Annotated in this window: 20 protein-coding genes and 1 pseudogene; 6 read left to right on the top strand and 15 right to left on the bottom strand. The window is 46.9% G+C overall.

Annotated elements, in window-relative coordinates; all coding sequences use genetic code 11:
• Window positions 1-20: 20 nt before the first annotated feature.
• Both RT717_RS07105 and RT717_RS07100 read right to left on the bottom strand, forming a co-directional pair.
• Window positions 21-2,432 carry an ABC transporter permease gene (locus tag RT717_RS07105; RefSeq protein ID WP_317491046.1) on the bottom strand — a complete coding sequence of 804 codons (2,412 nt, stop codon included), beginning with the start codon at window positions 2,430-2,432 and terminating at the stop codon, window positions 21-23.
• An 80-nt stretch (window positions 2,433-2,512) separates the two neighbouring features.
• Entirely contained in the window at window positions 2,513-4,936 is a 2,424-nt protein-coding gene (locus RT717_RS07100) for an ABC transporter permease (RefSeq protein ID WP_317491045.1), read from the bottom strand.
• A gap of 265 nt (window positions 4,937-5,201) precedes the next feature.
• Here RT717_RS07100 and RT717_RS07095 point away from each other — a divergent pair, with 265 nt between their 5' ends.
• Together RT717_RS07095 and RT717_RS07090 are read left to right on the top strand one after the other, a co-directional pair.
• A complete protein-coding gene (locus RT717_RS07095; protein ID WP_317491044.1) occupies window positions 5,202-5,507 on the top strand; it encodes a helix-turn-helix domain-containing protein in 306 nt (101 codons plus the stop codon).
• The gene (locus RT717_RS07090; RefSeq protein ID WP_317491043.1) at window positions 5,504-6,736 is read left to right on the top strand and encodes a type II toxin-antitoxin system HipA family toxin; all 1,233 of its coding nucleotides are present in this window, start codon (window positions 5,504-5,506) and stop codon (window positions 6,734-6,736) included. The genes RT717_RS07095 and RT717_RS07090 overlap by 4 nt, the downstream gene beginning before the upstream one ends.
• 73 nt (window positions 6,737-6,809) lie before the next feature.
• Here the strand turns inward: RT717_RS07090 and RT717_RS07085 are convergent, their stop codons facing one another.
• The 12 genes and pseudogenes from RT717_RS07085 to RT717_RS07030 form a co-directional block, all read right to left on the bottom strand.
• On the bottom strand, window positions 6,810-7,109 hold the full coding sequence (locus RT717_RS07085) for a helix-turn-helix domain-containing protein (protein ID WP_317491042.1): 300 nt from the start codon (window positions 7,107-7,109) through the stop codon (window positions 6,810-6,812).
• Window positions 7,096-7,317 (bottom strand): annotated as a pseudogene (locus tag RT717_RS07080) (type II toxin-antitoxin system RelE/ParE family toxin); the annotation flags it as partial. The pseudogene RT717_RS07080 and the gene RT717_RS07085, both read right to left, overlap by 14 nt.
• Before the next feature lie 452 nt (window positions 7,318-7,769).
• The gene (locus RT717_RS07075) at window positions 7,770-8,141 is read right to left on the bottom strand and encodes a TIR domain-containing protein (RefSeq protein ID WP_317491041.1); all 372 of its coding nucleotides are present in this window, start codon (window positions 8,139-8,141) and stop codon (window positions 7,770-7,772) included.
• Between the two features lie 15 nt (window positions 8,142-8,156).
• A complete protein-coding gene (locus RT717_RS07070) occupies window positions 8,157-9,128 on the bottom strand; it encodes a caspase family protein (protein WP_317491040.1) in 972 nt (323 codons plus the stop codon).
• Window positions 9,125-9,718: a TIR domain-containing protein gene (locus RT717_RS07065; protein WP_317491039.1), complete on the bottom strand. Its 594-nt coding sequence runs from the start codon at window positions 9,716-9,718 to the stop codon at window positions 9,125-9,127. The genes RT717_RS07070 and RT717_RS07065 overlap by 4 nt, the downstream gene beginning before the upstream one ends.
• A gap of 4 nt (window positions 9,719-9,722) precedes the next feature.
• Window positions 9,723-10,217, bottom strand: a complete 495-nt coding sequence (locus RT717_RS07060) for a TIR domain-containing protein (protein ID WP_317491038.1) — start codon at window positions 10,215-10,217, stop codon at window positions 9,723-9,725.
• Window positions 10,218-10,690: 473 nt separating this feature from the next.
• Window positions 10,691-11,212: a helix-turn-helix domain-containing protein gene (locus tag RT717_RS07055; protein ID WP_317491037.1), complete on the bottom strand. Its 522-nt coding sequence runs from the start codon at window positions 11,210-11,212 to the stop codon at window positions 10,691-10,693.
• Complete coding sequence (locus RT717_RS07050; protein WP_317491036.1) at window positions 11,209-11,442, bottom strand: DUF4160 domain-containing protein; 234 nt, start codon at window positions 11,440-11,442, stop codon at window positions 11,209-11,211. The genes RT717_RS07055 and RT717_RS07050 overlap by 4 nt, the downstream gene beginning before the upstream one ends.
• 486 nt (window positions 11,443-11,928) lie before the next feature.
• Complete coding sequence (locus RT717_RS07045) at window positions 11,929-14,364, bottom strand: ABC transporter permease (RefSeq protein ID WP_317491035.1); 2,436 nt, start codon at window positions 14,362-14,364, stop codon at window positions 11,929-11,931.
• 16 nt (window positions 14,365-14,380) lie between these two features.
• Window positions 14,381-16,801, bottom strand: a complete 2,421-nt coding sequence (locus RT717_RS07040) for an ABC transporter permease (RefSeq protein ID WP_317491034.1) — start codon at window positions 16,799-16,801, stop codon at window positions 14,381-14,383.
• 24 nt (window positions 16,802-16,825) lie between these two features.
• Window positions 16,826-19,261, bottom strand: a complete 2,436-nt coding sequence (locus RT717_RS07035) for an FtsX-like permease family protein (protein ID WP_317491033.1) — start codon at window positions 19,259-19,261, stop codon at window positions 16,826-16,828.
• Between the two features lie 30 nt (window positions 19,262-19,291).
• A complete protein-coding gene (locus tag RT717_RS07030; protein ID WP_317491032.1) occupies window positions 19,292-21,760 on the bottom strand; it encodes an ABC transporter permease in 2,469 nt (822 codons plus the stop codon).
• Window positions 21,761-22,002: 242 nt separating this feature from the next.
• On the opposite strand from RT717_RS07030, the gene RT717_RS07025 reads away from it, so the two are divergent.
• Genes RT717_RS07025 through RT717_RS07010 form a run of 4 tightly spaced genes read left to right on the top strand, consistent with a single transcriptional unit; the run spans window position 22,003 to window position 25,406 of the window.
• Window positions 22,003-23,373 carry a sigma-54-dependent transcriptional regulator gene (locus RT717_RS07025; protein WP_317491031.1) on the top strand — a complete coding sequence of 457 codons (1,371 nt, stop codon included), beginning with the start codon at window positions 22,003-22,005 and terminating at the stop codon, window positions 23,371-23,373.
• A complete protein-coding gene (locus RT717_RS07020) occupies window positions 23,363-24,712 on the top strand; it encodes a sensor histidine kinase (RefSeq protein WP_317491030.1) in 1,350 nt (449 codons plus the stop codon). The genes RT717_RS07025 and RT717_RS07020 overlap by 11 nt, the downstream gene beginning before the upstream one ends.
• Before the next feature lie 54 nt (window positions 24,713-24,766).
• Window positions 24,767-25,069 carry a nucleotidyltransferase family protein gene (locus RT717_RS07015; protein WP_317491029.1) on the top strand — a complete coding sequence of 101 codons (303 nt, stop codon included), beginning with the start codon at window positions 24,767-24,769 and terminating at the stop codon, window positions 25,067-25,069.
• Window positions 25,056-25,406: a HepT-like ribonuclease domain-containing protein gene (locus RT717_RS07010; protein ID WP_317491028.1), complete on the top strand. Its 351-nt coding sequence runs from the start codon at window positions 25,056-25,058 to the stop codon at window positions 25,404-25,406. The genes RT717_RS07015 and RT717_RS07010 overlap by 14 nt, the downstream gene beginning before the upstream one ends.
• Before the next feature lie 5 nt (window positions 25,407-25,411).
• Here RT717_RS07010 and RT717_RS07005 read toward each other — a convergent pair whose 3' ends face one another.
• Window positions 25,412-26,497: a Gfo/Idh/MocA family protein gene (locus RT717_RS07005; protein WP_317491027.1), complete on the bottom strand. Its 1,086-nt coding sequence runs from the start codon at window positions 26,495-26,497 to the stop codon at window positions 25,412-25,414.
• Window positions 26,498-26,501 lie beyond the last annotated feature (4 nt).

Below are 26,501 nucleotides of genomic sequence, written 5' to 3'. Positions count from 1 at the left end.
GATATTTTTTCTTTATCAATCTATTCTGTTCTAAGTGAGTCCACCGGATTAGCCAGCGAGGCTTTTAATGACTGAATGGACACGGAAAACAAGGCAACTACCAACACGGTAAGTCCGGGCAGCAGGAACATCCACCAGCTTAGGGTTATTCGATAAGCAAACCCTTCCAACCACTGCTGAACCAGATAAAAGCTCACCGGAGCTGCCACCACTAAAGCGACAACTACCAGCACAACGTAGCTCCTGGAAAGCAGCAGAAGTATCGTCGATACGCTGGCTCCCAGCACCTTCCGTATACCAATCTCCTTCGACTTTTGTCCGACGGTGTAACTTGCCAGCCCAAACAGCCCGAAGCAACCAATAAAGATGGCGATCAGCGATGCTACGAATATGCCCCGTTGCTGGCGTTCGTCGGCCACGTAATTCTTTCTATACTCATCATCTGTGAAAAAGTATTCCATCGGAAAACTCCCCATGGTGGCTTCCCACTCCTTTTCTACTTCCTCCAGCACCTTGTTTGTCATACTTCCGGCAGGCCTGATGGAGATGTACTCCCGGTGCCATGTGCTTGTGGGGTAAAGAAAAATAGATGGCTCGATGGCGTAATGCATGGAACGGAGATTGAAGTCTTTCACCACGCCGGCCACCTGATACTCAGGCCCTCCTTTCCAATGGAATCTGAAAGACTGGCCAACGGCTTCGTTTACTTTCCAACCCAGGTACTTTGCTGCCGCCTCGTTGATCAGCACTTTTTTCAACTTCAGAGAATCAGAAAATGCGTCAAAGGAACTCCCTTCCAATAGGTCAATTTTATAGGTCTTCAGGTAATTTTCGTCTGCATAAGTGGTGAGAATGGATTGCTCCTTGTCTGCTCCTGGCACAAACACGCCAAACAGGTTTTTGATGTAGCGCCCCATGGATGCCTGGTGCAATGAGACACTTTCGATGGAGGCGTTCTTTCTCACCTGCTCAGCAAAAACTGGTGCCTTGCTGCCCAGTGTTTCGGCGTTGGCCATGTCAATAGCTATCGTCAATACGCCTTCCTGGTCAAATCCTTTGTCTGCCTGCTGCAGGTAATCCAACTGAGAGGTCATCACCACAAGGCCCGTGAGTAGTCCAAGTGAGATCGTCATCTGAAACACTACCAGCAGATTCCTGAACGAGCGATTCTCTCCCGGGGCTGCTTTGAATTGGCCCCTCTGCAACGCACTTGCCTTCGACGACAGATAAAACGCCGGATAAGAGCCGTTGAGCAAAGACAAAGCGCCACCAAGTACAACCACTGCCATCAGGAATACCGGGCCGCCACCTGGCATTTGAAGCGTCAGCGGCTCCCCCATGATCTCTCCAAACCATATTTTTGCCAGCTGTGCAATGGCTAGCCCCAAAGCCAGGCCGATGAAGGTAGTCACAGTAGCTTCGGTCATAAACTGAACACTTAGCTGCGCTTTGGAAGCTCCGTTTACCCTTCTGATGCCTATTTCCTTCATGCGACTCACAAAAATGCTGGTGGTCAGGTTGAAATAATTGATCACGGCAATGACAAGGATGAAAATCCCAACACCTACGAAAATCAACACCCGCTGGTAGGAAATTGACTTAATGGTGTCTCCTGCATATTCTTCAAACTGGTATCCAGAGGCATTCACGTACAGGTCGGTGAGTGGTTGCAGGTAGAAATATTTACTGTCGTCAACGAACTCCTTTGGCGCACTTGATAGAAAAATTGACCTGAGTTTAGCAGCATCGGGCGCTCCTTCATTTTGGGTTGTCTTCACCAGCACGGTACAACCGGTGTCGTGCCAGCCATTTTCTGCGTTGTCATAGAAAAGCTCGTTGACATTTGAAAAAGGCACGATAGCTTCGGCGTCAAAAACGGTGTTAACGGACGCATTGTCCATGACGCCCGTCACAACAAACTCTCTTTCAACATTCACCTTGATCACCTTGCCAATAGGATCTTCGTTTCCAAACAACTTGCCGGCCAGGGCTTCGCCGATCACTACTCCGTTCTTTAGCTGTAGCACCTGCTCCCTTTGCCCTTTGCTCAATGGAATATCAAGCATGTTGAAAAAGTTGGGATCTCCGAAGAAAACCTTCTCCTTAAATCTCCTGTCGTCGCTACCAATCCAATAAGTACCACTTGCCATCCGAAGTACTTCCCAGCCAGTTTCTCCGCCTGCTTTCAATTGCTTCGAAAGGCCAAAGGACACATACGCCTCCTGGCCACTGGGGTCATCGGCAGTTTCTACGATCCTGAAGATTCTTTCCTTGTCTTTATGAAAGCTATCATAATGCAACACCTGCCAGCTGTACAAACCAATCAGCAGAAAGGAAGCAATGCCTATAGCCAGACCGGAGACATTGATCAATGAAAATATCCGGTTGCGGACAAGATTGCGAATGGCTATGACGAGGTAGTTTCGGAACATTTGGTTATTGGTTATGAGTTATTGGTTATTGGTTGCCGACCATTAGCTAAGAGTTGAAACACAACAGCTAGTTTGCGAGCTCATTCACTTCTTAATGCCTCCACAGGATTAATTCTCACAGTTTTCAGGGTATGGTAGAGTAAAGTAATCATTGATATCCCGAACAAAATGCCAACCGGCAGCACAAATTCCAGCCAGCCAAGCTCCATCCTGAAGGCATAACTGTTCAGCCACTCGTCCATCAGCAGGTAGCAAAGCGGCAGAGCAAATGCAGCGCTGATTAGCAGCAAACCCAGGAACCGGCGGGAGAACAACACTGCCAAGCCAGAAAAGGAAGCTCCCAGCACTTTCCGGATCCCGATCTCTTTAGTGCGCTGAATGGCTTCAAAAGACGCCAGCCCAAATAACCCCAGACAGGCGATAATGATGGCAACTAATGAGAAGGCACTGAAAGCCTGCAACACCTGACGATCCGCATCGTATTGCACATCAAACTGTTCATCCAAAAAATGGTAGTCGAAGGGGTTGCCGGGAAAGAACTGGCCATACACTTCGCTGAGTTGATCAATTGACTCTTTCATGTTTGCAGCCGACACCTTAAAGGAAAAATAGGATGGTGCCTCCTCTTCCTGGTAATAAATAATAGGTTCAATAGCGTTGGCCAAGCCAAATTGGTGGTGATCTTTCACCACACCGATGACATTCCAGTCTCCAAAGTCGTCATCCATCCAAAATATCTTTTTACCAATAGCCTCCTCAGGCGTTACAAAGTCGAGCAGCTTTAACGCTGATTGATTTACCACCACCGCTCTATTATCGGTTTCCATGGTTGGGTCAAAATTGCGGCCAGCCAAAAACTCTATTTCCATAAATGGTATGAAATAGGAGTCTATGCCTCCCTGCCCATAGTTGTTATTGAAGCCTCTACTTCCAAATGATTGCCCGGCTGTATTATAAAAAATAGCCTCGCCTGGCATCATCCGTGTGGCCGAAAAACCTGTCACCGCTGGCCGGGCCAGCACAGCCGCTCTAAACTGATCCAGCTGTTCCGGTTTTACTTTTCCACTGGCGTTGGGTGCCATGGCCACCACTACCTGATCGATATTCAATCCAAGATCCTGATTGAGCATAAAACTTACCTGGTCTTTTACAGTAAAGGTGGATACCAGTAGCGTTAGCGAAAGCCCAAATTGAAGCGCAACCATCATTCTTCTTAGCAGGTGACCTCCTGAAGAATGTGTAGCCCGTCCTTTAAGGATATGGGCAGGTTTGTAGGACGAAATAACGACGGCGGGGTAGTATCCGGACAGAAAAGCCCCAACGAGCAGTACAACAAACATTTGCCAAACCAACTCACCTTCAAAGACAATGCTCCACACTGCCTGCGCGGGAAGCACCAGGTGGATAAGTGGCTGCGCAAACTGAAACAGTGTGAAAGCGAGAGCGATGCTCATGGCATTGGTCAAGCTGGCTTCCAATAAGAATTGCCCAATCAGTTGCCCTCTACTGGCACCCACTACCTTCTTTATGCCCACCTCTTTGGCCCTTTCCAACCCCTTCGCAGTGCTCAGGTTGATATAGTTGAGCCAGGCAATAACCAATATCATCAGCGCAGCCACCATTAAGATGTAGACCACCAGGTAGCTTCCGTTGGCCTTCATTTCCTGCGTATAGTGCGAGTGCAGGTGAATGTCCTCCAGCGGCATCACGCTTGCGGTGGGTTTGTCTCCTTCACTCGAATCGTTGAAAGCCTCGTTCGCAGCCAACCATGGATTCAATTTGGCATTCAGCTGCTCTTTTGTGGTACCGGGGGCGGTGAGCAGGTAGGTGTAAAAGTTTACCCAGTAAAAACTTCCATCGGCATAGGAACCGGGATGGATATAGGTGTCGAAGGAAACAATCAAATCACCCTCCATATGGGTGTTGGCGGGCATATCTTCCATCACACCTGTCACCTGCAGGCTCATGTCCCAATTGTCACCCTCCTTGAGGCGAAGCATCTTGCCGAGCGGATCAGTGCCCGGAAAGTAGCGATCGGCTGCCGACTGGCTCAGCACTACCTTGTTGGGTCCGTCCAGCACACTTTTCCTTTCACCTGAAACCAGCGGCAAGGAAAACACAGTAAAGAATTCCTGGCTGGCGAACAGGATTTTAGCCTCATTAAAAACCTTGTCCTGATAGCTGACATTCACAGGGCTAAAGGTTTTGTAAATCCTCGTCATCGCTTCTACTTCCGGAAATTCGGCAACGAGCTTAGGGCCCGCACCTGATGCTGCCTTGGGGAGTGCCAACGCCGTCTCACCTTCCTGATTGAAGCTCCAGTCAACCCTGAATATGCGCTCCTTGTTTTCAAAAAACTGGTCGTAGCTTTGCTCAAAAGCAACATATTGCATAATCAGCAAACTAGTGGCGATGCCCACTGCCAGCCCGCCCACATTAATAAAAGTGAGAAGTTTGTTTCTGGTGATGTTGCGCCAGGCTATTTTGAAGTAGTTGAAAAGCATGGGACTTCTTTTAGTGTTTTAATCCAATGGTTCTTACATGCCATAAGATGTGCCAAATGTCAAAATACTAAAAATCAGGTAATTACAACGAAAACCAGCAACAAAGTGCACCAAAATGAAACAATGAAGTGTTTCATTTTGGAACGATTGGAGTTAATTGCTTAATGACTTGAGCGGGTTCCCGGAGAACTCAATCAATTTAGTGATTTTTAACTAATACTATCATATTATTTATTAGTATATTTATCTATTAATTAATACAATAATGTTATTTATATCGATTCCTAAAGCACAGCAAAGGCTTGCGGTAAACATCAAGGCGCTCCGGTTGGCGCAGGGACTGACTCAGGAAGGTTTAGCGGAAAGAGCAGACGTAAGTTTGCCAACGCTTCGAAAATTTGAGCAAAAAGGTGTACTATCCCTCCTTTCATTCATTAAGCTTTGCATGGCCCTCGGTTGCCTGGAGAAAATATTGGAGGCAACAACCAGCAGTCAGCCTCAATTCTCTTCCATTGACGATGTGCTGAAGGGCCAAAAGGCTGCCACACCCAAACGAGGCTGGAAAAAATGAGCAGTTACAAACCGGTGAAGGAAATAAAAGTTGGCCTTCAGTTTGCCAGCGACACGATTCCAATAGGGCGACTGGCCATCCGGGACAATAGAGTTTACTTCGAGTACGACCAGTCGTTTCTTGCACTCGACTTGCACATTTCTCCTTTCAAACTACCCCTTCAAACAGGGCTTCAGAGCTTCGACCCATTTCTTTTTGAGGGGTTGCATGGCGTGTTTGACGACAGCCTGCCTGACGGCTGGGGGCGCCTGCTCGTGGATCGCTTTTTAAAAAGCCAGGGTATACTGCCTGCCGAATTTTCACCTTTAGACCGGCTGGCCCTGGTAGGCGCAACCGGTCTTGGGGCTTTGGTGTATGCACCCGATCACAGCAGCCAGGCTTCCGATAGCCCCCTTGACCTGAATAAACTGGCCAACCAGACCCGGGACGTGCTGCATGGGGAGGCTAGTGAGGTCTTAAAGGAATTGATTGACTTAGGAGGCTCCTCGGCAGGTGCACGGCCAAAAGTAGTGGTGGGATTGGATGGGGAGAAAAAAAATATTATTCATGGAAAACACCAGCTGCCTGATGGCTACGAGCATTGGATGGTGAAGTTTCCGAACGTCAACGACGGGGATGATGCGGGAGCCATTGAGTACGTCTACTCCCAGATGGCACGACAGGCGGGGCTGATAATGCCAGCCACTTACCTCTTTCCTGCTGATAAAGGCCCGGGATATTTTGCAGTCAAACGTTTCGACTGCTCGCCCGGTCGGCGTTGGCATATGCACACCGCTAGCGGACTGCTGCATGCGAATTTCAGGGTACCGGCGCTGGATTATGAAAACTTGCTTGAGCTCACGCTGGCCCTCACCAAGGACGCCAGAGAAGTGGAGAAAATGTTCAGGCTGGCTGTTTTCAATGTGCTGGCTCACAACAGAGATGACCATGGAAAAAATTTCTCGTATTTGATGGATCAAACAGGAGACTGGACGCTCGCCCCTGCCTACGACCTGACCTTCTCTTCCGGCCCTGGGGGGCAGCAAAGCACGATGGTGATGGGTGAAGGCCAGGCCCCCTCCATGGCTCATTTGATCCAGCTTGGGAAGCAAACCCACCTTTCCAGCACTGACCTAACAGCCATCATCGATCAGACAGCTGAAGCACTTTCGCATTGGGAAGAGTTGGCAAGAACCTTCGGTGTGAAGGAAAATAATATAAAGCTGATTAAAGCTCGAATGGTTGTTTAAGCGTTGCTTCACTTCCCTAGTCGAACTAACCCAGGGGCGATACCATACGCTTGCGCCATATGTAATGAGAGTGTTACAAGAAAGTCAGTCCAATTCTTCTGTTCAATCCTTGCTCAAAAATTCTGATCAATGTTGAGAGTTGAATATTTACTTTGCCGTTTTCAAGCTTAGAAATGTAACTCTTCTTTGTTCCTGATCTTTCGGCCAGTTGCTCCTGTGTCAGTTTGGCTTCTTTGCGGGCTGCTTTTAGCATTTCACTCACAATGAACATCTGCGCCCCCTCTTCATATTTGCTTCGGTTTTCCGTTCCGATTTTTCCGTGTTCGAGTTCAATCAACTCATCAAATGTCTTGATGTTCTTATAGTCTTTCATTACTTCCTCTTTTGCTGTCAAAATACTCTTTCATCAACCGAACTGCTTTATCTATTTCCTTTGGCGGTGTTCTTTGTGTCTTTTTCTGAAACCCATTGAAAAGCACCACAAGCTGGCCTTCGTCAAAACAGCAAAAAATCCGATAAATGTTTGACTGATGTTCAATTCGGATTTCGTAAAGGCTACCTATTCCCGTTAAATGCTTTAAGAATTTCTCTGGAACACGGTCAACTTGCTTTTAGTGTTTCGATCCGACGACCTCGACATAACAAAACCTACCAAATATCAAATCGCTAAAAATAAGGAAATTACAATACAGAACCGGCAGCAAAATGCTCCAAAATGAGACAAGAAAGCGTTTTGTTTTGAAACGATCAGAAATAACAAAGTCCGATTCTAAGGCCTCGTTGGATAGCCCTACATAAAAATAAACAAAAGCAGTAGCGGACTTCATGGGGATTACCTTTCCGTCACTACCTAAGTTTATTAAATGCAAAGACCTTGATTTACTACTTCTCCCGCTATTGCTTTTGTATAATGCCGCATACCTGTGCTTTCTTTTTGTCCGTGCTTTGCGGCAGCGATACTTTTAGGCAGGTCTCTGCTAACGGGAGACTACGGCTGACTTGCCAATATGTATGGATGATTAGAGATGACATTTCATAGTGAATCAATAAAGTCTTTAATATTGTCCCAAGTCCATGCTCTTGTATAAACACCCTCTAAGTCAGTACGGTCATCTGCGTATGCCCAAAAGCCTCTGACTTTCTTACCTTCTTCTCTTGCACATTGGATTTCCCATTTTTGACCGGTCGATTTAAAGGAGTTTTTACTCACTAAAACCAATACTCCGTCTGAACGCCTAATTCTTGTTCGCACTCTATCTCTCCAGTCCTCTTCATACGGTTCTTTGACTGACATGTCAACGTACTCGAATGGGGATTTTGTGTTAAGCGATTGACCTTTTAAAAGATCCCTTTGTGCTTTGTCTTCAATTGCAAAGGCAACGAATACTACTTTTTTATCTGCCATAGTTTTTTTTGATGATTAAATTCTCTTGTCTTTTACAAGTCGCCAGTAATGGTAACCCAATGCCGTCAGTCTACAACTTTTTGAGTGCATTGCCGCAAAATACATATGCTGTTCATCTACAGGTAACACTAACCCAACGCTTGTTAATTTCTGTAAATCTTTGAATACAGAAACGTTCTTTTCATCCGCATATGGTTCAACAAAATCGTGTTCTATTGCTGGGTCGTTGGTGAATTCAAAGGAAGGGTCGAGTTTAAAATGGTCTCCTGGGGAAGCGAAATACTGGTTCAGCCTTCTCAAAATCTCAGGTGAAACTTGTGGCGAGACGGTTCTGAGGGATGTAAAACGAGTAATGTTGGTTTTAAAAACTGGCCTTTGATCCCATGGGCCAAGAGCTTGGTCTATGTATGAATAAATACTTCCTGGCGTTATATGGCCTCTTAAATCTGCTGCTCCGCCTTGCATTGCATCTAAAAGGAGGTTTGTGAAAACGCCATGGCCATTAATTTCAACTGAGGCTTCATCTGCTTTACTTGCGGTTAAAATCGAAACACCTTCACCTATTTGAGCATTCCTTCCTCCATTGATTTTCGGATTACCAAAAGACCCCGAATGACAACAGTCTAAAACGATTACTCTATTTTGTGCTTTGGATTCATTTGCAACGTGAAGAATATCATCCATTGAAATTCCTTCGTCATTTGCTGCAAAATCAGGGGTAACGATTATTCCACCACCTGTTTCATCAAAAAATCCATGACCTGAAAAATAAAAGAGTGCAGTTTCACAATCTCCTGCAAACAGATTTTTTATGTGGCCTTTTAAATCTCCTTTTGTTGGAACATCTGTTAGCAACCGCACATCAAAATTGGGTGAGCCATCACCATTTGTTTCCAATGTATTACCAAAAGCAGAAGCATCATTGATACAACCAAATAAATTTGCATTTGGATATTTGTTGATACCTACTACAAGTGCTTTTCTCATAAGTTGAAAATGTTTACGCCTCTATTTTCCTGAATTATTCCATTTAAAAACCATGAATCGAATTGTGAGTAGTCATATTCGTCTGCTATCACCCAGAGTTTATCTTCATTAGTTCTTCCTATTGGGACTTTTTTAATAAATGGATATAAAGAAAGGTATTCTTTGCCTTTGAAGGACTTAGGAGGGACACCTTCTTTAGATACTGGAATTACTGCACATCTACTCGTACTTCCATCAACATAACCAAGTTCCCAAGGAATCCATTTGGACATTGAAGCATTTGTTGAAATAGCGAGTAGAAGTGACTTTGAACACTTCATTCTCTTTCTCACTAGTGAGGCTGATTCTTTAGTTACATTCGTTCGATCAAGGTGCGGATCTACAATCCAATCAACATAAACAGAATACCCAAAATCGGTCAACTCTTGATAAAGTCCTTGTACTTCTTGTTTATCTAAAAAGCTATGGGATAAAAAAATATCGAATTTTGTATTAATGGAAACATTTTGCGCACTATAAGTTCTTTGTTCAAAAACCCTACCTTTGCTTGAGGCAATATTTTTCAACTCTGAACTACTGTAAATACCCATATTCTTACATCTTTTTAATAACCTTGGCTAAATTGTCCCAAGACCAAGTGATTACTTTTTTGCCGTACAATTCTGGTGGAGTTGCTCCTTGATTATTCTTTTTAATATGCATACCGATTACAGGTAAGCCCTCTTCTTTAGCACATTTTATTTCCCAACGTGTGCCGCTGGCATGCCATGTGTTTTTACTTAACAGCACTATCATGCCATCGCAGGATTTAATTTTGGTACGGCATTTATGTTTCCAAACATCCTCTTCCCAAGGTTGCTTTACTGACATATCTACAAAGGCAAAAGGAGACCGTTCGTCTTTGGCTTGTTTCACCAAATAATCTCTGTATTTCGAATCTCCAACTGCAAAGCTGATAAAGATGCGCTTCTTTATTTCCTTGCCCGAGTCTTCCTCATCTTCGAATAGTGCTTTAAGAAGAAGAGCAACTGCACCTGCACCAATTATTACTGGCCACATATCCGATTTTTTTGCATTGTTTTCATTCATTTCGTTTTTACCGGCGATGGCAAAAACTTGCTTCTTTAATTTTCAGCATCTAGCATTGTATCGGCCAAACCCAAATATGCTATTTGTGCAGTCGGCTTTTTAGCTTGGAATGCAACGAATCAATAAACCCCAGCCACCTCCCTCATTTGAGTTTATCTCTACAAAGAAGCAAGTAGCCCGGACAGGAAAACAACAGTGTCATTCTCCCCTAATAAACATATATTTTTTACACCATATATCCTATCATTTCGGGGAGGCTTTCTACCAGATACCCGCTTTGGTCGCCTTATACAGAGATTTTTATACTCTGTTTCAAATCCTTGGTAGTGAGTAATGGAAAATGGGAAAATGGATGGGGGGAATTGAAACAGGAAGAACCGTAGGGAATAGTTCAACGTTATGCGGCAATAGCAAAAAAGGCATTAAAGTCTCTGAGGTTTAGCAAAGCGGAGATGGCAACATTATGGCGTTCATTACTCAATTATAAGCTTGAAATGCTTGTCAAGTCCAGCCTCTACAATCTTTCGAAATGTTGAAAGCTCTACATCTGTTCGGTTGTTCTCCAGTCTTGAAATGTAGAACCTGGAAGTTCCACTTCTTTGAGCGAGCTGCTCCTGGGTCAATCCAGCTTTTATCCTTGCTGTACGGATCAAACTGCCAAATTTTTGCGAATCAGAAGCTTCGGCAGGTTCACTTAGCATGTAAAGCTCATCCGGACTCAACTCGTATGGATGGCGGACTTCGCTTCCGTCTTCAGACAGGAGTGTAACGGGAATATTAGGCCAGGACAGAGTGAAATTCCTAAGTTCTACTTTTTTGAACTCTTCAGGTGATAGCAGCGGATATTCAACATCGCTTTCTCCAATTTTCCATTGTTTAAATATCCCGTCAAAGTCAAGAATTCTGCTTTGCCCATTATTGAACATACACTGAATCGTTAACCCGTTCACTTTCTGTATTTTGATAATTCTTGGGATGCCTAATTTCTTTCTCATAATCCTGGATTCAAACGATTAAAATTACCCATCAAAAAGTCTTGTCTGGTTTTTGCCCATTCGATCACCTTGCTTCTTTGGGCTCTTGGCAAACTGCCAGCATATGTTGCCAATGTTTCGATTTCAATCAGTTCTTCATACTCTGCATAAATGGCATGAAAATGTGGAGGCGGATGTTCACGTGAATAAACGTCAACCTTGACCGAATCAATAATCTTTAATGTTGGCAAAGGATATTGTCTAGTTAGACAACAAAAGTAGCTATTTCAAAGTTTGGACACAACCCGCCATCTGTGGCAGTCGATTCGTGTCATCTTTATGTGAATGACGTATATACCATTTAATCTCTGGGGGTTGTGTATATACGCTGAATCCAATGTCGTTCAGTTGTGGAGCTATATCGCTACGAAGTGAAGATATCTTTTGACCAGAGCGAGTCAAATCGTTGAATATGGCAACTGAGGGAAATTGAAATAGGAAGGGCGGCAGGGGTTCAACGTTGTGTGGTATTTAGTGTCCGCTTGCCCCATCAGGGTTCTCTGCGAGAGACCGCATTGGAAAAATAGACGAGAGAGCGAAATAGGAAGAACAGCGGGGCTTGGTTCAACGTTGTGTCGTGCCTACCCCATCAGGGTCCTCTGCGAGAGACCCCAATGGGAGGAGGAGAGAGGATCCTCTGCGAGATACCCCAACGGGACAATGGAGCAGTGCCGCAGCTACTCATCCCTCAGCGACTCCACCGGGTTGATCCTGATCACTTTGAGGATATGCCAGCCGCTCACCAGCAGGGCGAATGCAACAATGCCCAGTACCGGTAATCCGAAAGCCCAGGCAGGCACGCTGATCCGGTAAGGATAGCTTTGCAGCCATTGCTCCATGCCATAATACACGGTAGGAATGCACAAGCAGGCTGCGATGAGCAGCATAGCCACCACCCCTTTCGACAGCATCACAAACAAGCGAATTCCTTCGGCCCCCAGCACTTTTCTGATGCCGATTTCTTTGGTGCGCTGGTGGGTGACAAATGCCGTAATGGCAAAAAGCCCCATGCCGGACAAGACAATGGCCAGTACCGTGAATACTTCGAAGAGGCTGCTTATTTTTTTCTCCTCTTCAAAGTTCCTGACAAAATACTCATTGAGGTAGGATTGGCCCATGGGCTCCTGGGAGAACTCACTCCAAAGCTTAGGTAGCTCATCATTGAGCAGGGCTAACTTGTCGCTATCGAACCGAACGGCCGCCATAAAACCGTTGGAGGAATACCTGAAAAAGAATGGGCTGATGGCTTCATTCATATTGAAAATGTGGAAGTCGTCGACAATGCCTATTACCGTAAAGTTCTCATTGTGGTCCACTTCCGTCACTGTCTTCCCAAGCGCTTCCCCTGACGCCACGTCCCAGCCAAAGCTACGGCTCATGGATGCATTGATGATAACATTGGAAGCCTCGTCTCCATACTCCCTGGAAAAATTGCGACCCGACAGCAATTTCATGTTCATCACGCTAAGGAAATGCTCGTCGACGCCTACGTGCGTTACCCGGTGCGTTTCAGGGTTTTCGAGGGTCAGGTCCTGCATGGCGTTTCGTTCAAATTCCCTCGGGCCGGAGGGCACGTAGCCGGTAATCGAGACTGCCTCCACCCCCGGAAGCTTTTCCAATTCCTGGCGCAGCGAATTTCGGCCTTCCCCCAGGAGATCAACATCTTCAATCAGCATGATCTGGTCCTTTTCGTAACCAAGAGGTTTGGTTTGCAGGTAATGTACCTGTGCCAATATCACCAGCACCGACGAGAGTAAACCGATGGTAATGCTGAACTGCAACACCATCAGCACATTTCTCATCCGGCCTTTTGAACTGGTCGCTGATGTTTGGCCTTTGAGGGCACTGATTGTTTTTGTGGTTGAAAGCAGCAGCGCCGGATACAGGCCAGCCGCCATCCCTATCAGGAGACTACCACTGCAGGCAACAGCAATGTACCACACCAGACTCGTGCCTTCCTGCCCCATACTCACACCGAAATATTGACTGATCAACGGTGTGGCCACCTGTTGCAACGTGAAGCCCAGGCCGAAAGCCACCGAAGTAATGAGCACAGCTTCAGTCATGAACTGCATGACCAGGGCAGCTCGCCGGGCTCCCATTACCTTCCTCACTCCTACTTCTTTGAGGCGTTGTATATTGGACGCCGCCGACAGGTTGATGAAATTGATCACAGCCAGCAACAGGATGAGCAGTCCAATGCCAAGAAACACATTGATATAAGTGCCGTTGACATTAGTGCCCAACTCATTTTCAGCATGCGACCAGAGATGAATGTCCTCCAACGGCATGGTATTGAACTCAAAACTACCTCCGGAGGCCAAAAACTCCGAGAAGCTCACTCCCAGGAATTCCTGTACTTCCGGGCCAATGTATTTGTCGGTAAATGTGGGGAATTTGTCATAGAGGCTCTCCACCGAACCTCCTTTGGCCAGCTTTACAAAGGTGTAGAATCCGTCGGCCATCCAGTAGTGGCTTTCACTCAATGGGTTCATGTCCATTGATAGCAAAATATCGAAATCGAAATGGGTTTGCGCCGGCACGTCGGCACATACGCCTGTGACCTGCACGGTGCCTTTTTCTTTCACCTCCAGCATCTTGCCAACTACCGACGCAGGAGTGGCATTTGTGCCAAAGTACTTCTGCACCATGCTCTGTGTAAGTACGACGGACTTTTGGGACGAGAGGATTGTCGCAGGATCACCTGCGATGACCGGGATAGAAAAGAAACTGAAAAAATCAGGATCGGCATACATCCCCTGCTCTCCCGGGAAGTTCTTGTCACCGAGGGTGATATCAAATTTGAAATAAGGCCGCCCATAAATCCTTGTTGCTTCCTCCACTTCAGGGATTTCCTGTTCAAAAACAGTGGCAGCTGGCGCCCCCACCGATGGCATGGTAATAAGCTCTCCACCCAGCTTCACTTTCATGCCCAGCCGTACAATCCTGTCGGCATCGGCATGATACTGGTCGAATCCTTTATGGAAGGAAACGAAAATGAAAATAACGAGAAAGGTCGCCAGGCCAATAGAAAGGCCCACCAGATTGATAAGCGAGAAAACCTTGTTTCTGCTCAGGTGGCGAAGGGCGATGATGAAGTAGTTTCTTAGCATTGGTATTTTTTTATTCCTATTCTGATCTAAGGGAATCGACCGGATTCATGGTGGCCGCTCTGTAAGCATTTGACGCCATAGTGGCCAGCATCACTATCACCGAAATCAACGCTGCCAGTACAAAAAACAGTGGACTGAGCTGGATTCGATAGGGAAAAGTATCAAGCCAATTGCTCAGCAAATACACAGCTACCGGAATCGCTACCACCGAAGCGATCAGCACTGTTTTCAGCATTTGAGAGGAGATAAGCATAACAATATGCCTGATGGTGGCTCCCAGCGTTTTCCTTATCGCAAACTCCTTGCGGCGCTGCTCTACCACAAACGCCACCAGCCCGTACAACCCCATGCAGCAGACAAACACTGCCAGCAATGTAAACCACGAGATAAGCTTTCCGAGTTGCTCTTCTTTCAGGTATTGCTCGGCAATGTCCTGATCGAGGTAGGAGTACTGAAACGGCTTGTCAGGAAACATCTCATTCCACGCAGTCTGCACTTCCGACAGGCCTGAACCATAACTATCGCCGGAAAGCTTAACAGCAATACCACCCCAATTAGCCATTACCACAAGCAGGGAGCCTATCGGACGGTGAAGCGAATTGTAGTGGAAGTCATCTATCACGCCAACGACCTGCCCTTTTTGCAATGTTTTGTTGTCGGAGCCTCCCAGCCAGTGAATTTCCCTGCCCACAGCATCATTCTCCCAGCCAAGCTTTTTTGCCAGTGTTTTGTTTATCAAAAACGACTGCCGGGTAACATCCTCATCCTGGTCGACTTCGTCGAGAAACCCTCTTCCCTGCCCGATACCCACGCCAAAGAAATCGGCAAAATTGGCCGTACCATACATCATGGAGACACTCACACCCTCATTTTCATCGAAGCCTTCCGGAACGACCGTATTGCCCCAAACACCCATGCCAGGCATCGTGCCCATGTACACATCACTCACCTCTGGCTTAGAAGCCAGCGTCTGGCGAAACAACTGGTATTGCGACAGACTGAGCGAACGATTGTTAATGAGAATGGTACGCTCCTTTGCAAAGCCCAATTCCTTGCCCCTTAGATAATTGAGTTGAGTGTTGACCACCAGTACGCCCACGATGAATACCGTTGAAACAGCGAACTGAAGGGTGACCAATGCTGAGCGAAGCAGATGGGTTTTCCCCGGATTGAAGTCCTTTTTCATAGCCTGAACAGGACTGAAAGCAGAAATATAAAAGGCGGGATAAATACCGGAGGCAATACCTGTCAAAACGGTGATGGCCAGGGCTGCACCCATCACAAGTGGATTGCTTATGAAATCTGAGAACTGGTAGCTGCGATCCGTGAAGGTGTTAAAAACCGGTAAGGCGAGGTTCACCAGCACCAGCGCATGAATCAAACCCAGTCCGGCAATCACCACTGCTTCGCTTAAGAACTGTGTAACCACCTGCCTGCGATAAGCACCCATCACCTTTCGAATGCCCGCCTCTTTGGCTCGTTTAGCTGAGCGGGCCGTGGCGAGGTTCATGAAGTTAATCACCGCCACCAGCAAAATAACCCCGGCAATGATCATGAAAAGGTACAGCTGGGTCATGCTGCTGCCAGGCTTCATCTCCGACCTGAACTCTGACCGCAGATGGATATCGGTTAGCGGAAGAAATACGGGAGTAAATGTAGCTGGGTCAACCTCCTGAAAATACTGTCCTACGAGCCCGGGCATTTTGGCATCAACAGTAGCGATTTGAGCATTGTCTTTGAGTAAAATATAAGTGTAGCTCCCAAGCCATTTCCAGTCCTGGTCGACATCGTACTGATAGTTCTCAGTCCAGCGGGCATGCAGGAGCGCCATGGGTACAAAAATCTCCGCCGTCATGTGGGTGTTGCGGGGCAGATCGTCGACGACACCTGTGACCGCAAGATGTGGCCCCTTGTTGTAAACGATGGTTTCGCCCAGGCACCCGGTGGTGCCAAAATATTTAACGGCGATTGATTTAGTAAGCACCACGCTATTCAACTCTCTGAATGCACTACCCGCATCACCCGCTATCCAGTCAAAATCCAGTATCAAGAAGAGCTCCGGGTCCGTAATGAAAAGGTTAGTTTCTGTGTAGGTTTCTGAGCCAACCTCCATTTCGTCTGGCCCGCCAATAGCCACATGGTTCATCATACGAGCAGCTTTTTCTACCTCAGGAAGCTGGCTAATGAGGATATTTTTGTATGGAAAAGGAACCCTTGCATCCCTTAGCAAGTCATCCTGACGCTGTTCCTGGTACGAAAGCCTGAAAATGCGGTCTTTCTTTTCATGATACTGGTCGTAGCTGAGCTCGTCAATGGAGTATACCAGCACGATGATGGCCGATGCCAAACCAACGGCAAGCCCCAGTACATTAATGAAAGAATACAGTTTATTCCTCCACAGGTTCCGAAAAGCGATGGTCAGATAGTTAAACAGCATAGTTCCTCAATTGTATATTAAGTATCACTCATTCCTCAAGGCATTCACCGGGTTTTCAGTGGCAGCTTTGAAAGCCTGCTGAGCAACAGTGGCAAAGGCAATTAGCAGTGCTACAACTCCTGTTAGCAAGAACAAAAGCACGCCAGGTTCAATACTATAAGCAAAATCTTCCAGCCATTTCATTCCCAACCAATAGGCAACAGGAGCCGCCACCAACGAAGCGATCACCACCAGGGTGAGAAAGTCTCTGGACATCAGTTTCACAATACTTCCAACTGAGGCTCCCAGCACTTTCCTGATCCCTATCTCCTTGGTGCGCTGAATGGTGCTAAAAGAAACCAGACCAAATAAACCAAGGCAAGAAATAATGATGGCGATGATGGTGGCCGTAGAAGCGAGCTTCACCGTACGCCTTTCTGATTCATAGAAATTATTCACCAGCTCGTCGAGGAACTGGTACCGAATGGGGTGATCGGGATACACACCTTCCCACACAGCTTTTATTTTATCGACTACAGCATCCGCTTCCGCCAGGCCACCGGCATCCAACTTTAGTGCTATGTCACCACCGTCTTCTTTGTAAACGATCACCATCGGGTCAATCTCGCTATGCAGCGACCGGTTGTGAAAGTTTTTAACAACACCCACAATGGTGTACTTTTTGTCGCCCCGACTGACCTGCCGATTAACAGCATCTTGTGGAGTTTGAAAGCCCATGTCGCCGGCAAACTTTTCATTGATGACCACTTCCTTCAGTGAGTCATTGGGTAAGTACAGTCGCCCTGCAATCATTTCTATTTCATAAAAAGACAGATAATCTACCCGTCCACGTTTCATGTGCACATCGTGGATCAGTTCATTGCCCTCTTTGTTGTAGGATTTAAATATATCGGAACTCCAGCCATCGCTCGAAGGAGGGTCGTCGTGTACAGAAATGGCGGATATTTCAGGAAGTGAAGACAATTCATTCAGCAGCCGTTCTTTTTTCGTCTCGGATTCTCTCCATGGGGTGCTCACTACCACGATTTCGTCCTTTTTAAAGCCCAACTCCTTGTCTGACAGAAAGTTAATCTGCCAGATCATCAGCAGGCAGCACGCTATCAAAATCTGAGAGAATGTAAATTGAAAGATGGTCAGTGTTTTTCGCAGTATCACCGAAATACTCTTCCCTTTTTCTGTGTAAATCTGACTTTTCAGGGCTTTTACTGGTAAAAATTTACTCAGGACAAAGGCAGGATAAACCCCAGCCGCCAATCCCACCGCCAGCACTAAGCCAGCCAGGTAGCCAATTGTCGCCGGATCAGTGAGATTGAGCGACATGTCTGGCGACACAAAATCGTCAAAAAACAGTAACGCAAACTGGCTGAGAGGCAGCGCCAGAGCCGCAGCCACCAGCGGAAGCAACAAACTCTCTGAGAGAAACTGCAACACCAGATTGGCCCTCGAGCTTCCCAGCACCTTCCTTATACCTATCTCCTTCGCTCTGCGGGTGGCCTGAGCAGTTTCCAGGTTGATGTAGTTGATCGCTGCAATGCTGAGGATAAGCAAGGCCACCAGAGCGAATATCTTTAATGTCGATTTATTGGCTACATCTCCTGCCGAGTTGAAGATCCCCAGCTCCGGATTAAAGTGAAGATCACTCAATGGCTGCAATAAATACTCGATTTGAAACTCGTTTTCGGCGTGAGTCTCCTTGTATTTTGCCTGCAGGCCAGCCAACATGGGAGTCATATCTGATGGTGTAGTCCCTGGCTTCAATTGAATAAAAGTTTGGTGTCCGCTGTTGGTACCCCTCCAGTCGTTGAGGCGAACCATGAATTTTTCTGCCGTGGCCACTGAAATGAAGTCAGTGAATTTAAAATCGGTTCTGAAGGGAATGTCCTTCACAACACCTGTTAAAGTTGTCGCAATAGAATCTCGGTAGGTAATCGTTGTTCCAAGTTGATCAGCAAAACTTACTTCGTTACCAAAATACTTCCTGAAGGCGGTTTCTGTCAGCACCACCTGGTTAATTCCATTGAGTGATGTTTTTGGATCACCAGCAATCCATTGATAGGCTGAAAACATATCAAAAAAGGAACTATCTGTGACAACTGCTTTGATCCCGTCTCTAAAAATCACTGGTTCGGCATCCGGTTTACCGATGGTCACCTTATTGCCTCCCATATCAAAAAATTGAGTCACTTTCTCTACCTGGGTAAAGTTATCCCTGATATAAGGCCCAGCCCCCGTGACAGTGCCCCGGTTAGTTCCGGTAAATGCACCGCTGAAACTGGAATAGATACGGTAGATTCTGTCTCCAGCAACATGCGCTCTGTCAAACCCGTTTTCAAAGTCGATCATCAGCAGCATGACAAAGCAGGTACTGATCCCAACGGCCAGCCCAATCACATTGATAAAGGCGAACATCTTCTTTCTCAAGATGTTTCTCCAGGCGATTTTGATGTAGTTAAAAAACATAGTTGCTCGATTGATCAGTTAACTTAAATGCTACTCATTGCGAAGACTTTCTACCGGATTCAGCCTCACTGCCTTCAATACCTGAAACAGGATAGTCAAAAAGGTCAGCACCAGCAGGCTTACTACCGGGATGGCAACGAACCACCAGCCAATCTCAATTCTGTAGGCATATCCCTCCAGCCAGTTACTTACCAGCCACCAGCCCGCAGGAATGGCCACCACATTCCCCATAAGAACCAGCACTAGAAATTCCTTTGACACCAGCACCATGATGTCGCCGTATCTGGCACCCAACACTTTGCGAATGCCAATCTCTTTGGTCTTTTGATAAAGCGTGTAGGAAGCCAGGCCAAACAAGCCCATGCAACCGATGAAGATCGCAAAGGCAGAAAAAAGAGTAAACAATGCACCGAATTGCTGGTCGGTCTTGTATTGTTGGTTGAACTGTTCATCCAGAAACGAGTAGTCGAAGGTGCTCTCGGGAAACGCTTCCTTCCAGGACGACTCCAGGCTGGACAGGACTGGTGCGAGCGCAGCCGTTTTTTTATCAACAGTTTCCTCAAGGTTCAGTTTTACCAGATAATAGTTGCTCCAGTTGGAGAGCACATAGATCACCGGCTCAATGGAAGACTGCAAAGCCTGGTGGTGGTAATCGTCAGTCACACCAATAATCCTCAGATCGGCGTCACCAAAAACAGGGCACGCCAGATGCTGATACAGTGCCTCCTCCGGAGACTGATATCCCAACGCTTCTGCTGCCCGTTTATTGATCACAATTTCTCCGGTAACCCATGGTTGCTCATGCCCCTGAAAGAACCTTCCCGCTATCATGTTAATCGACAGCGCTGCCGGGTAATCTTTGTCGCAAGCAATCAAACTAAACGATGCTCCCTCGCCTTCGGCCTCACCTTTTCTCCTCACTTTCGTTGACGTCCAGCCAATTTTATGCCCCGGCATGGTGCTGGCTGTCGTCATCGCCGAAAACTGCGGATTTCTAAGCAGCTCCGTTTTAAAATAGTTGACCTTCTTGTTGAACTCTACACTGCTCAAGGCAGACGGAGGTGACTTTAACACAACAACATCGTTGATATTAATCCCCAAATCCTGGCTGCGCATATAGCCGATCTGCCTGTATACTGTGATAGTACCAGCTATGAGCAGAGCGGATACAGCAAATTGAAAAATCACCAGTGACCTGCGCAGAAAAACCCCCCGACTATCGGTGCTAAACCTTCCACCCAGCACCCTGGCGGGCCTGTAGCCCGACAATATAAAGGCTGGATAAAACCCGGCAAAAAATGAGACAGTTAGCCAAAACAACACTACCCAAACCCAAAACATCGGCTCGGCAATCAGGGTGGAGTGGATTTCTATGCCCGTCCAGTTACCAATCCGCCCTAGCATAGTTTGGGCCAGCGTGAGTGCCAGCACAATACTGACAGCATTGATCAACATCGACTCAAAAAGGAATTGACTGATTAGTTGTCTTTTTAATGAACCAAAAACCTTTCTGATACCCACTTCCCTGGCCCGCTCCACCGACTGCGCAGTGGCAAGGTTGACGTAGTTGACCCAAGAAATGATCAGCACCAGCGCACCAACTATGCTTATAAACACCACATAGGTATAGTTGCCTGTTTTGGCCGATTCAAATTCGAAAGAAGAATGAAGATATACGTCAGCCATTGGCTGAAGGGAATACTCGTAATTAACGCCCTGATTCTTCTGGCTCTCCGGGCGGTGCTCCTGGTAAATGGAGTTGTATGCACTTGTAACACGGTCTATCGACTGTGGGCTATTAAGTAACACATAGGTACCCAGGTAACTATTCTCCCAGTCGTTGATCTTCACATTGATCTTGTCATAAAACGTCAGCGGGATAAGTACTTGTGGAGAGATCTGGCTATTAAATGGTGGGTCTTTCATCACTCCTGACACCAGAAAGGGATATTTACCCCAATTGTTTCCCATTTCAATCTCCCGGCCCATAGGATCCTGGTTTCCAAAAAGCTTTTTTGCCACGCTCTCGGTGATGACCATGTTTTCCGGTTTTGTAAGAGCAGAGCGCTCGTCGCCACTTACCAGCTCGAAGCTTAGCACCTCGAAAAAAGTTGAATCGACAATATAGAAGTTACCCTGAAATACCTGACGGGGAGTAGCTTCGGACTTGTTGGTCAAAGAAACATTGGTATAATCAATTCGGTCAAACCTGACGTAAGTCTCAATCTCAGGTACTTGCGCTGCCACCGCCACCGAAAGCGGGGCATGGCTGCCGGGATTCGCTGCCGCCTCTTTGCCGGCCTGGGTCATAGTACCAACAACACGATATGTTCTGTCGAGTTTTTCATGAAAGCTATCGTAGCTGGTTTCCTGCACCACATATTGCAGAATGACCAGCACCACCGTCAGGCTCACTCCCATGCCAGCGATATTGATGAAAGCAAAACCCTTCTTTCTCTTTAGATGACGGAAGGCTAGAATTAGATAGTTTTTGAGCATAACCTTATTCGCTTATGGTGACGGAACCATTATACGCCAAACCGAATGCCATAATATTCAAAATGCTGAATATCAAATAATTGCAAATTAAAAACTTGCTTAACACCATTATAATTGTTTCACATTGAAACAATTTTTCGTTTCATTGTGGAACAGTTTATATATTTCTGGCACTAACCCTCCAAGGGCTCTTGCCATATCGAAGATTAGCCCTTGGAGGGTTCAGAACGATTTTTACAAACATGCCCAAGCTCAACGCCAATATACTGATCATTGAAGACGACGAGGACGTGCTCTATACTGCCAAGCTGGTGCTCAAGCAGCGATTTGGTGAGGTGCATACCGAAACCGACCCAAAGCGACTTCCAAGGCTATTGGAGAAAACTGCCTTCGATGTGATTCTGCTTGACATGAACTTCTCTCATGGACAAACCAGCGGGAACGAAGGACTCTTTTGGCTGAGAGAAATACTTAAGCTTGATTCGCAGGCGCACGTCATTATGAACACCGCCTATGGCGACATCCAGCTGGCGGTTGAAGCCATGAAAATCGGGGCCATCGATTTTCTGGTGAAGCCATGGGAAAGAGAAAAGCTGATAGCAACCGTCGAAAACGTCTTCCAGCTTTCCCGCTCCAAAAAGGAGGTGCAAAAGCTAAAATCGAGAGAAAAGGTAATAACTGGCGACATCGACAAGGCGTTTCCCGACATGATCAGTCGCTCCGATGTGATGGCTCCTGTGTTTGAAGCGATAGAAAAAGTAGCAAAAACAGACGCCAACGTGCTTATCCTTGGTGAAAACGGAACAGGCAAAGAGCTGGTAGCCAGGGAGATCTACCGTCAGTCACTTCGGGCAAAAGAGCCTTTCATTAAAGTTGATCTTGGCTCTCTGGCAGAAAGTCTGTTCGAATCGGAGCTGTTTGGGCACAAAAAGGGAGCCTTTACTGATGCTAAGGAAGACCGGCAGGGACGGCTGGAAATAGCATCGGGCGGCACGCTGTTTTTGGATGAAATTGGCAACCTTACCACCACCCAGCAGTCGAAGTTACTCACGGTGCTGCAGGCCCGGCAGGTGACGCCTATCGGCTCCAATCGCCCCGTAGATATTGACATAAGGCTAATTTCTGCCACCAATATCCAGCTGGACCAGGTGATAGAGAGTGGAGAATTCCGGCAAGATTTATTGTATCGGATCAACACAGTTGAAATAACACTTCCGCCTCTCAGGTCGAGAACCGGCGACGTGGCGTTACTAGCGGAGCATTACCTTAACTTGTACGCCAGCAAATACAACAAGCGGCAGCTGTCGCTGAACAAGTCGGCTTTAAAAAAGCTAGACCAGTACCCCTGGCCTGGCAACATCCGTGAGCTGCAACATACGATGGAAAGGGCGGTGATTATGGCCGATGCGACTGAGCTGACCGCCGATGATTTCCCACTCGACAAAAAGCCCCAACCCAGCCTGGTGAACGAAGTGCTCCAAAAAGATGAAATGGAAAAGCAGCTCATTCAAAAGGCCATCAAAAAATGGGAAGGTAACCTGACCAAAGCGGCTGACGAAATGGGCATGGGCCGCACCACACTGTACCGCAAAATGAAAAAGTATGGTTTTTGACAGGTTTCGCTGGCAGGTAGTCGCTCGCATTGCCGTCATTCTGGTGCTCGGCTACGCAGGCATGTACATCATTATGAGCACCGACTTCTGGCTGGCTGGCTGCTGGCTGATCCTGTTTACTGCCATTGCCACGGTATCCTTGTTTCGTTATGTGGAAATCTACCGAAGGGAACTCTACAATTTCCTTTCTGCTATCAAACAGGGCGATTTCACGAATTCCTTTTCAGGGCACACGGCCCGCTTCCGGGTCGACGACCTGAAGTTTGCCTATTCCGAAATCATCAGAGTTTTCCATCAGCTAAGCTCCGAGCGGGAGTCGCAATACCTGTTTCTTCAAACCATTGTGGAGCATGTGAGGGTGGCCCTTGTTGTAGCCGACCCAAAAGGCGAAGTGCTGATCTATAACCGTTCTTTTACTGAGCTCACGGGCAAGAAGTTCATTAGAAATATAGGCTCGCTCCGCAATGTGGACGAACGCTTTTACGACACCATCGCCGCTTTGGAACCGGGTCAGCGAATCCTCACAAAGCTCTTGCACAAGGAGCTTTACAACCTATCGGTTCAATGCTCTTCCATTACGGTGAAGAACACCCAATACCGCATTATCTCCTTTCAGGACATTAGGAATGAGTTGGAAGAAAGGGAACTCGACTCATGGCAAAAGCTGATCAGGGTGCTGACACATGAAATTATGAATTCGGCCATTCCTATTTCCACGCTTACGTCTGTGATAAGAGAGATGCTCGAGGACGAGGCTGGTCAGCCGCTGCCCCTTTCAGACCTGGACGACGAGTCGGCGAAGGACGTTGTCGATAGCCTGAAAACGATAGAAAACCGCAGCAAAGGCCTCGTCAGGTTTGTTGAGGCCTACCGCAGTTTGACAAACATTCAGCCTCCTAAATTTGAAAAAGTAAAAGTATCAACACTGTTTAGCGAGGTTGAAAAACTCTTTTTGAAGGACTTCGACAAAAAGAAGATCAAGCTGGAGACAGAGACCTTGCCAGCCGGGCTGGAAATCACCATCGACAAAGACCTGTTTGAGCAGGTGCTGATCAACCTCGTAAAAAACGCTGGTGAAGCAGTGGAAGCCACCGCTTCTCCCCTTATCAAAATGAGCGCAACGCAAGATAACGGGAATGTTATCATCTCAATCTCAGACAATGGCCCTGGTATTCCAGCCGACATCCTGGACAACATTTTCGTCCCTTTCTACACAACAAAAAAGCAGGGTTCAGGCATTGGACTCAGCCTCAGCCGGCAGATCATCAGGCTGCATAAAGGAACGCTTACTGTCAATACGGAGATTGGAACAGGGACGAGTTTCGTAGTGAGGGTGTGAGGCTATGCATTGTCTGACAAATGGTTTGTATATTTACTTGACTAAGCAACGAAAATGAAGCTTTCATCGCACCATATCCTTGAGTTCATCACAACTCATCAGCCAGAAATTGAGCGGTTTGGGGTGAGTAAACTCGGCCTCTTCGGCTCGTTTGTCAGAAATGAGCAAACCCCGGAAAGTGATATTGACATTCTTGTAGAGTATAAGCCAGGTACCAAGTCCTTTGATAACTTCATTGGACTGATCGATTACCTTGAAAGCTCTCTCGGACGAAACATAGAATTGGTTACACCAGAATCTCTTAGCCCTCTCATTAGACCCTATATTGAAAAGGAAATTCAGTATGTCCAATTTTAGCTGGATTCAATTTCTAAAGCATATTCTGATCGAGACGGAGTTTATCCTGAAAAGTAGTGAAGGGAAGTCTTTTGACGACTTACAATCCGATGAGGTGTGGCAGCGGGCAATAGTCCGAAGCATCGAAATTATTGGGGAAGCTTCAAAGAAAGTAGATCTTGAACACCGAGCAAAGTACCCTCAGGTGGAGTGGAAAAGAATGGCTCAAATGAGAGATAAATTGATCCATGATTATTTCGGCGTAGACTATGAAATCGTTTGGGACGTCATCATAAACAGGATACCTGAACTGAACGACCACTTGAAACAAATAGTCGACTCAGAACCGGACAATTGAGCATCTCAGATTAAAGGCCATTTAATCTCTTTCCCCTCTTTCATTGAGCGGTAGATGGCCGTGAATATCTCGACAGTTTTTCTACCCTCTTTTCCATCTACCATCGGCGGCCTGTCATTGATGATCGCATCCACGAAGTCCTGGTTCTGGGCCCTTATGAAGTATTCAATGGGATCCTCTCTGTGAAACAAGTCGACGTCTTCTTTTTCCCACTGCGCCACCAGGCCTTCTTCCCCTGGCACGGTCCAAAGGTCGGTTTTGGGCGGCTCTTGTACTTTTGAGATACCTGCAATGAACATCGCTCCTCCGTCGGTTTGCACACCTACAGATGCGCCATTGGAGCCGTGGATATGTACTTTTCCGTAAAGCCCCGGCTTCTGAGAGTTGCTCAAAATGAGGTTGGCGATACCACCTCCTTTGAACTTAATGATCGCCACCGCAGTGTCGTCCACTTCAATGTAGGGGTGATTGATATTGTTCCATACGCCATACAAAGATTCCATTTCTCCACCCATATACCATTGCAGCAGATCGATTTGGTGCGGGGCTTGGTTCACCAGCACACCGCCTCCTTCGTGCTCCCAGCTACCTCGCCAGGGGTCGCTTTTATAGTAGTCTTCTCCACGCCAGCCAAGCAGCTGGGCTATTCCCAGCGCAGGGCTGCCAACCTTCCCGGCGTCAATCGCCTTTCTAATCCTTTGCGAAGCTGGCAAAATACGCCGCTGGCTTACCATGCCCAGCTTCTTTCCGTATTTCTTTGAGGCGGCAATCATGGCGTCGCAGTCTTCCAGCGTGGAGGCCAGAGGTTTTTCCACCAGCACGTGCGCACCCTGGCTCATAGCCGCTTCCACCGCCTCAAGGTGGTTAGGATGGGGTGAACAGACCGTAACCATATCCAGCTTTTCAGCCGAAACCATGTCGGCAATATCCTGATAGGCCTTGGCCCCATACTTCCCGGCAAAAGCCTCTCCTCTTTCCTTGCTTCGGCTTTGCACCGCCACGAGACTGGCATTTTTGATATTGACAATGCCATCGGCATGCATGCCTGCGGCTTTTCCACTTCCAACTACTCCTACTCTAATTTTCTCCATTTTT

It is taken from the genome of Imperialibacter roseus, assembly GCF_032999765.1.
GTDB classification, from domain to species: domain Bacteria; phylum Bacteroidota; class Bacteroidia; order Cytophagales; family Cyclobacteriaceae; genus Imperialibacter; species Imperialibacter roseus.
This window is presented reverse-complemented; position numbering and strand designations above follow the sequence as displayed.

Bases quoted from the DNA above. Each gene is read 5' to 3' on its own strand.
- RT717_RS07070 (WP_317491040.1), bottom strand. From the start codon at position 9,128: ATGAGAAAAGCACTTGTAGTAGGTATCAACAAATATCCAAATGCAAAT.
- RT717_RS07015 (WP_317491029.1), top strand. From the start codon at position 24,767: ATGAAGCTTTCATCGCACCATATCCTTGAGTTCATCACAACTCATCAG.
- RT717_RS07035 (WP_317491033.1), bottom strand. From the start codon at position 19,261: ATGTTTTTTAACTACATCAAAATCGCCTGGAGAAACATCTTGAGAAAG.
- RT717_RS07025 (WP_317491031.1), top strand. From the start codon at position 22,003: ATGCCCAAGCTCAACGCCAATATACTGATCATTGAAGACGACGAGGAC.
- RT717_RS07105 (WP_317491046.1), bottom strand. From the start codon at position 2,432: ATGTTCCGAAACTACCTCGTCATAGCCATTCGCAATCTTGTCCGCAAC.
- RT717_RS07095 (WP_317491044.1), top strand. From the start codon at position 5,202: ATGTTATTTATATCGATTCCTAAAGCACAGCAAAGGCTTGCGGTAAAC.
- RT717_RS07085 (WP_317491042.1), bottom strand. From the start codon at position 7,109: ATGAAAGACTATAAGAACATCAAGACATTTGATGAGTTGATTGAACTC.
- RT717_RS07090 (WP_317491043.1), top strand. From the start codon at position 5,504: ATGAGCAGTTACAAACCGGTGAAGGAAATAAAAGTTGGCCTTCAGTTT.
- RT717_RS07005 (WP_317491027.1), bottom strand. From the start codon at position 26,497: ATGGAGAAAATTAGAGTAGGAGTAGTTGGAAGTGGAAAAGCCGCAGGC.
- RT717_RS07075 (WP_317491041.1), bottom strand. From the start codon at position 8,141: ATGGCAGATAAAAAAGTAGTATTCGTTGCCTTTGCAATTGAAGACAAA.
- RT717_RS07045 (WP_317491035.1), bottom strand. From the start codon at position 14,364: ATGCTAAGAAACTACTTCATCATCGCCCTTCGCCACCTGAGCAGAAAC.
- RT717_RS07010 (WP_317491028.1), top strand. From the start codon at position 25,056: ATGTCCAATTTTAGCTGGATTCAATTTCTAAAGCATATTCTGATCGAG.
- RT717_RS07060 (WP_317491038.1), bottom strand. From the start codon at position 10,217: ATGAATGAAAACAATGCAAAAAAATCGGATATGTGGCCAGTAATAATT.
- RT717_RS07065 (WP_317491039.1), bottom strand. From the start codon at position 9,718: ATGGGTATTTACAGTAGTTCAGAGTTGAAAAATATTGCCTCAAGCAAA.
- RT717_RS07100 (WP_317491045.1), bottom strand. From the start codon at position 4,936: ATGCTTTTCAACTACTTCAAAATAGCCTGGCGCAACATCACCAGAAAC.
- RT717_RS07040 (WP_317491034.1), bottom strand. From the start codon at position 16,801: ATGCTGTTTAACTATCTGACCATCGCTTTTCGGAACCTGTGGAGGAAT.
- RT717_RS07055 (WP_317491037.1), bottom strand. From the start codon at position 11,212: ATGAGAAAGAAATTAGGCATCCCAAGAATTATCAAAATACAGAAAGTG.
- RT717_RS07030 (WP_317491032.1), bottom strand. From the start codon at position 21,760: ATGCTCAAAAACTATCTAATTCTAGCCTTCCGTCATCTAAAGAGAAAG.
- RT717_RS07020 (WP_317491030.1), top strand. From the start codon at position 23,363: ATGGTTTTTGACAGGTTTCGCTGGCAGGTAGTCGCTCGCATTGCCGTC.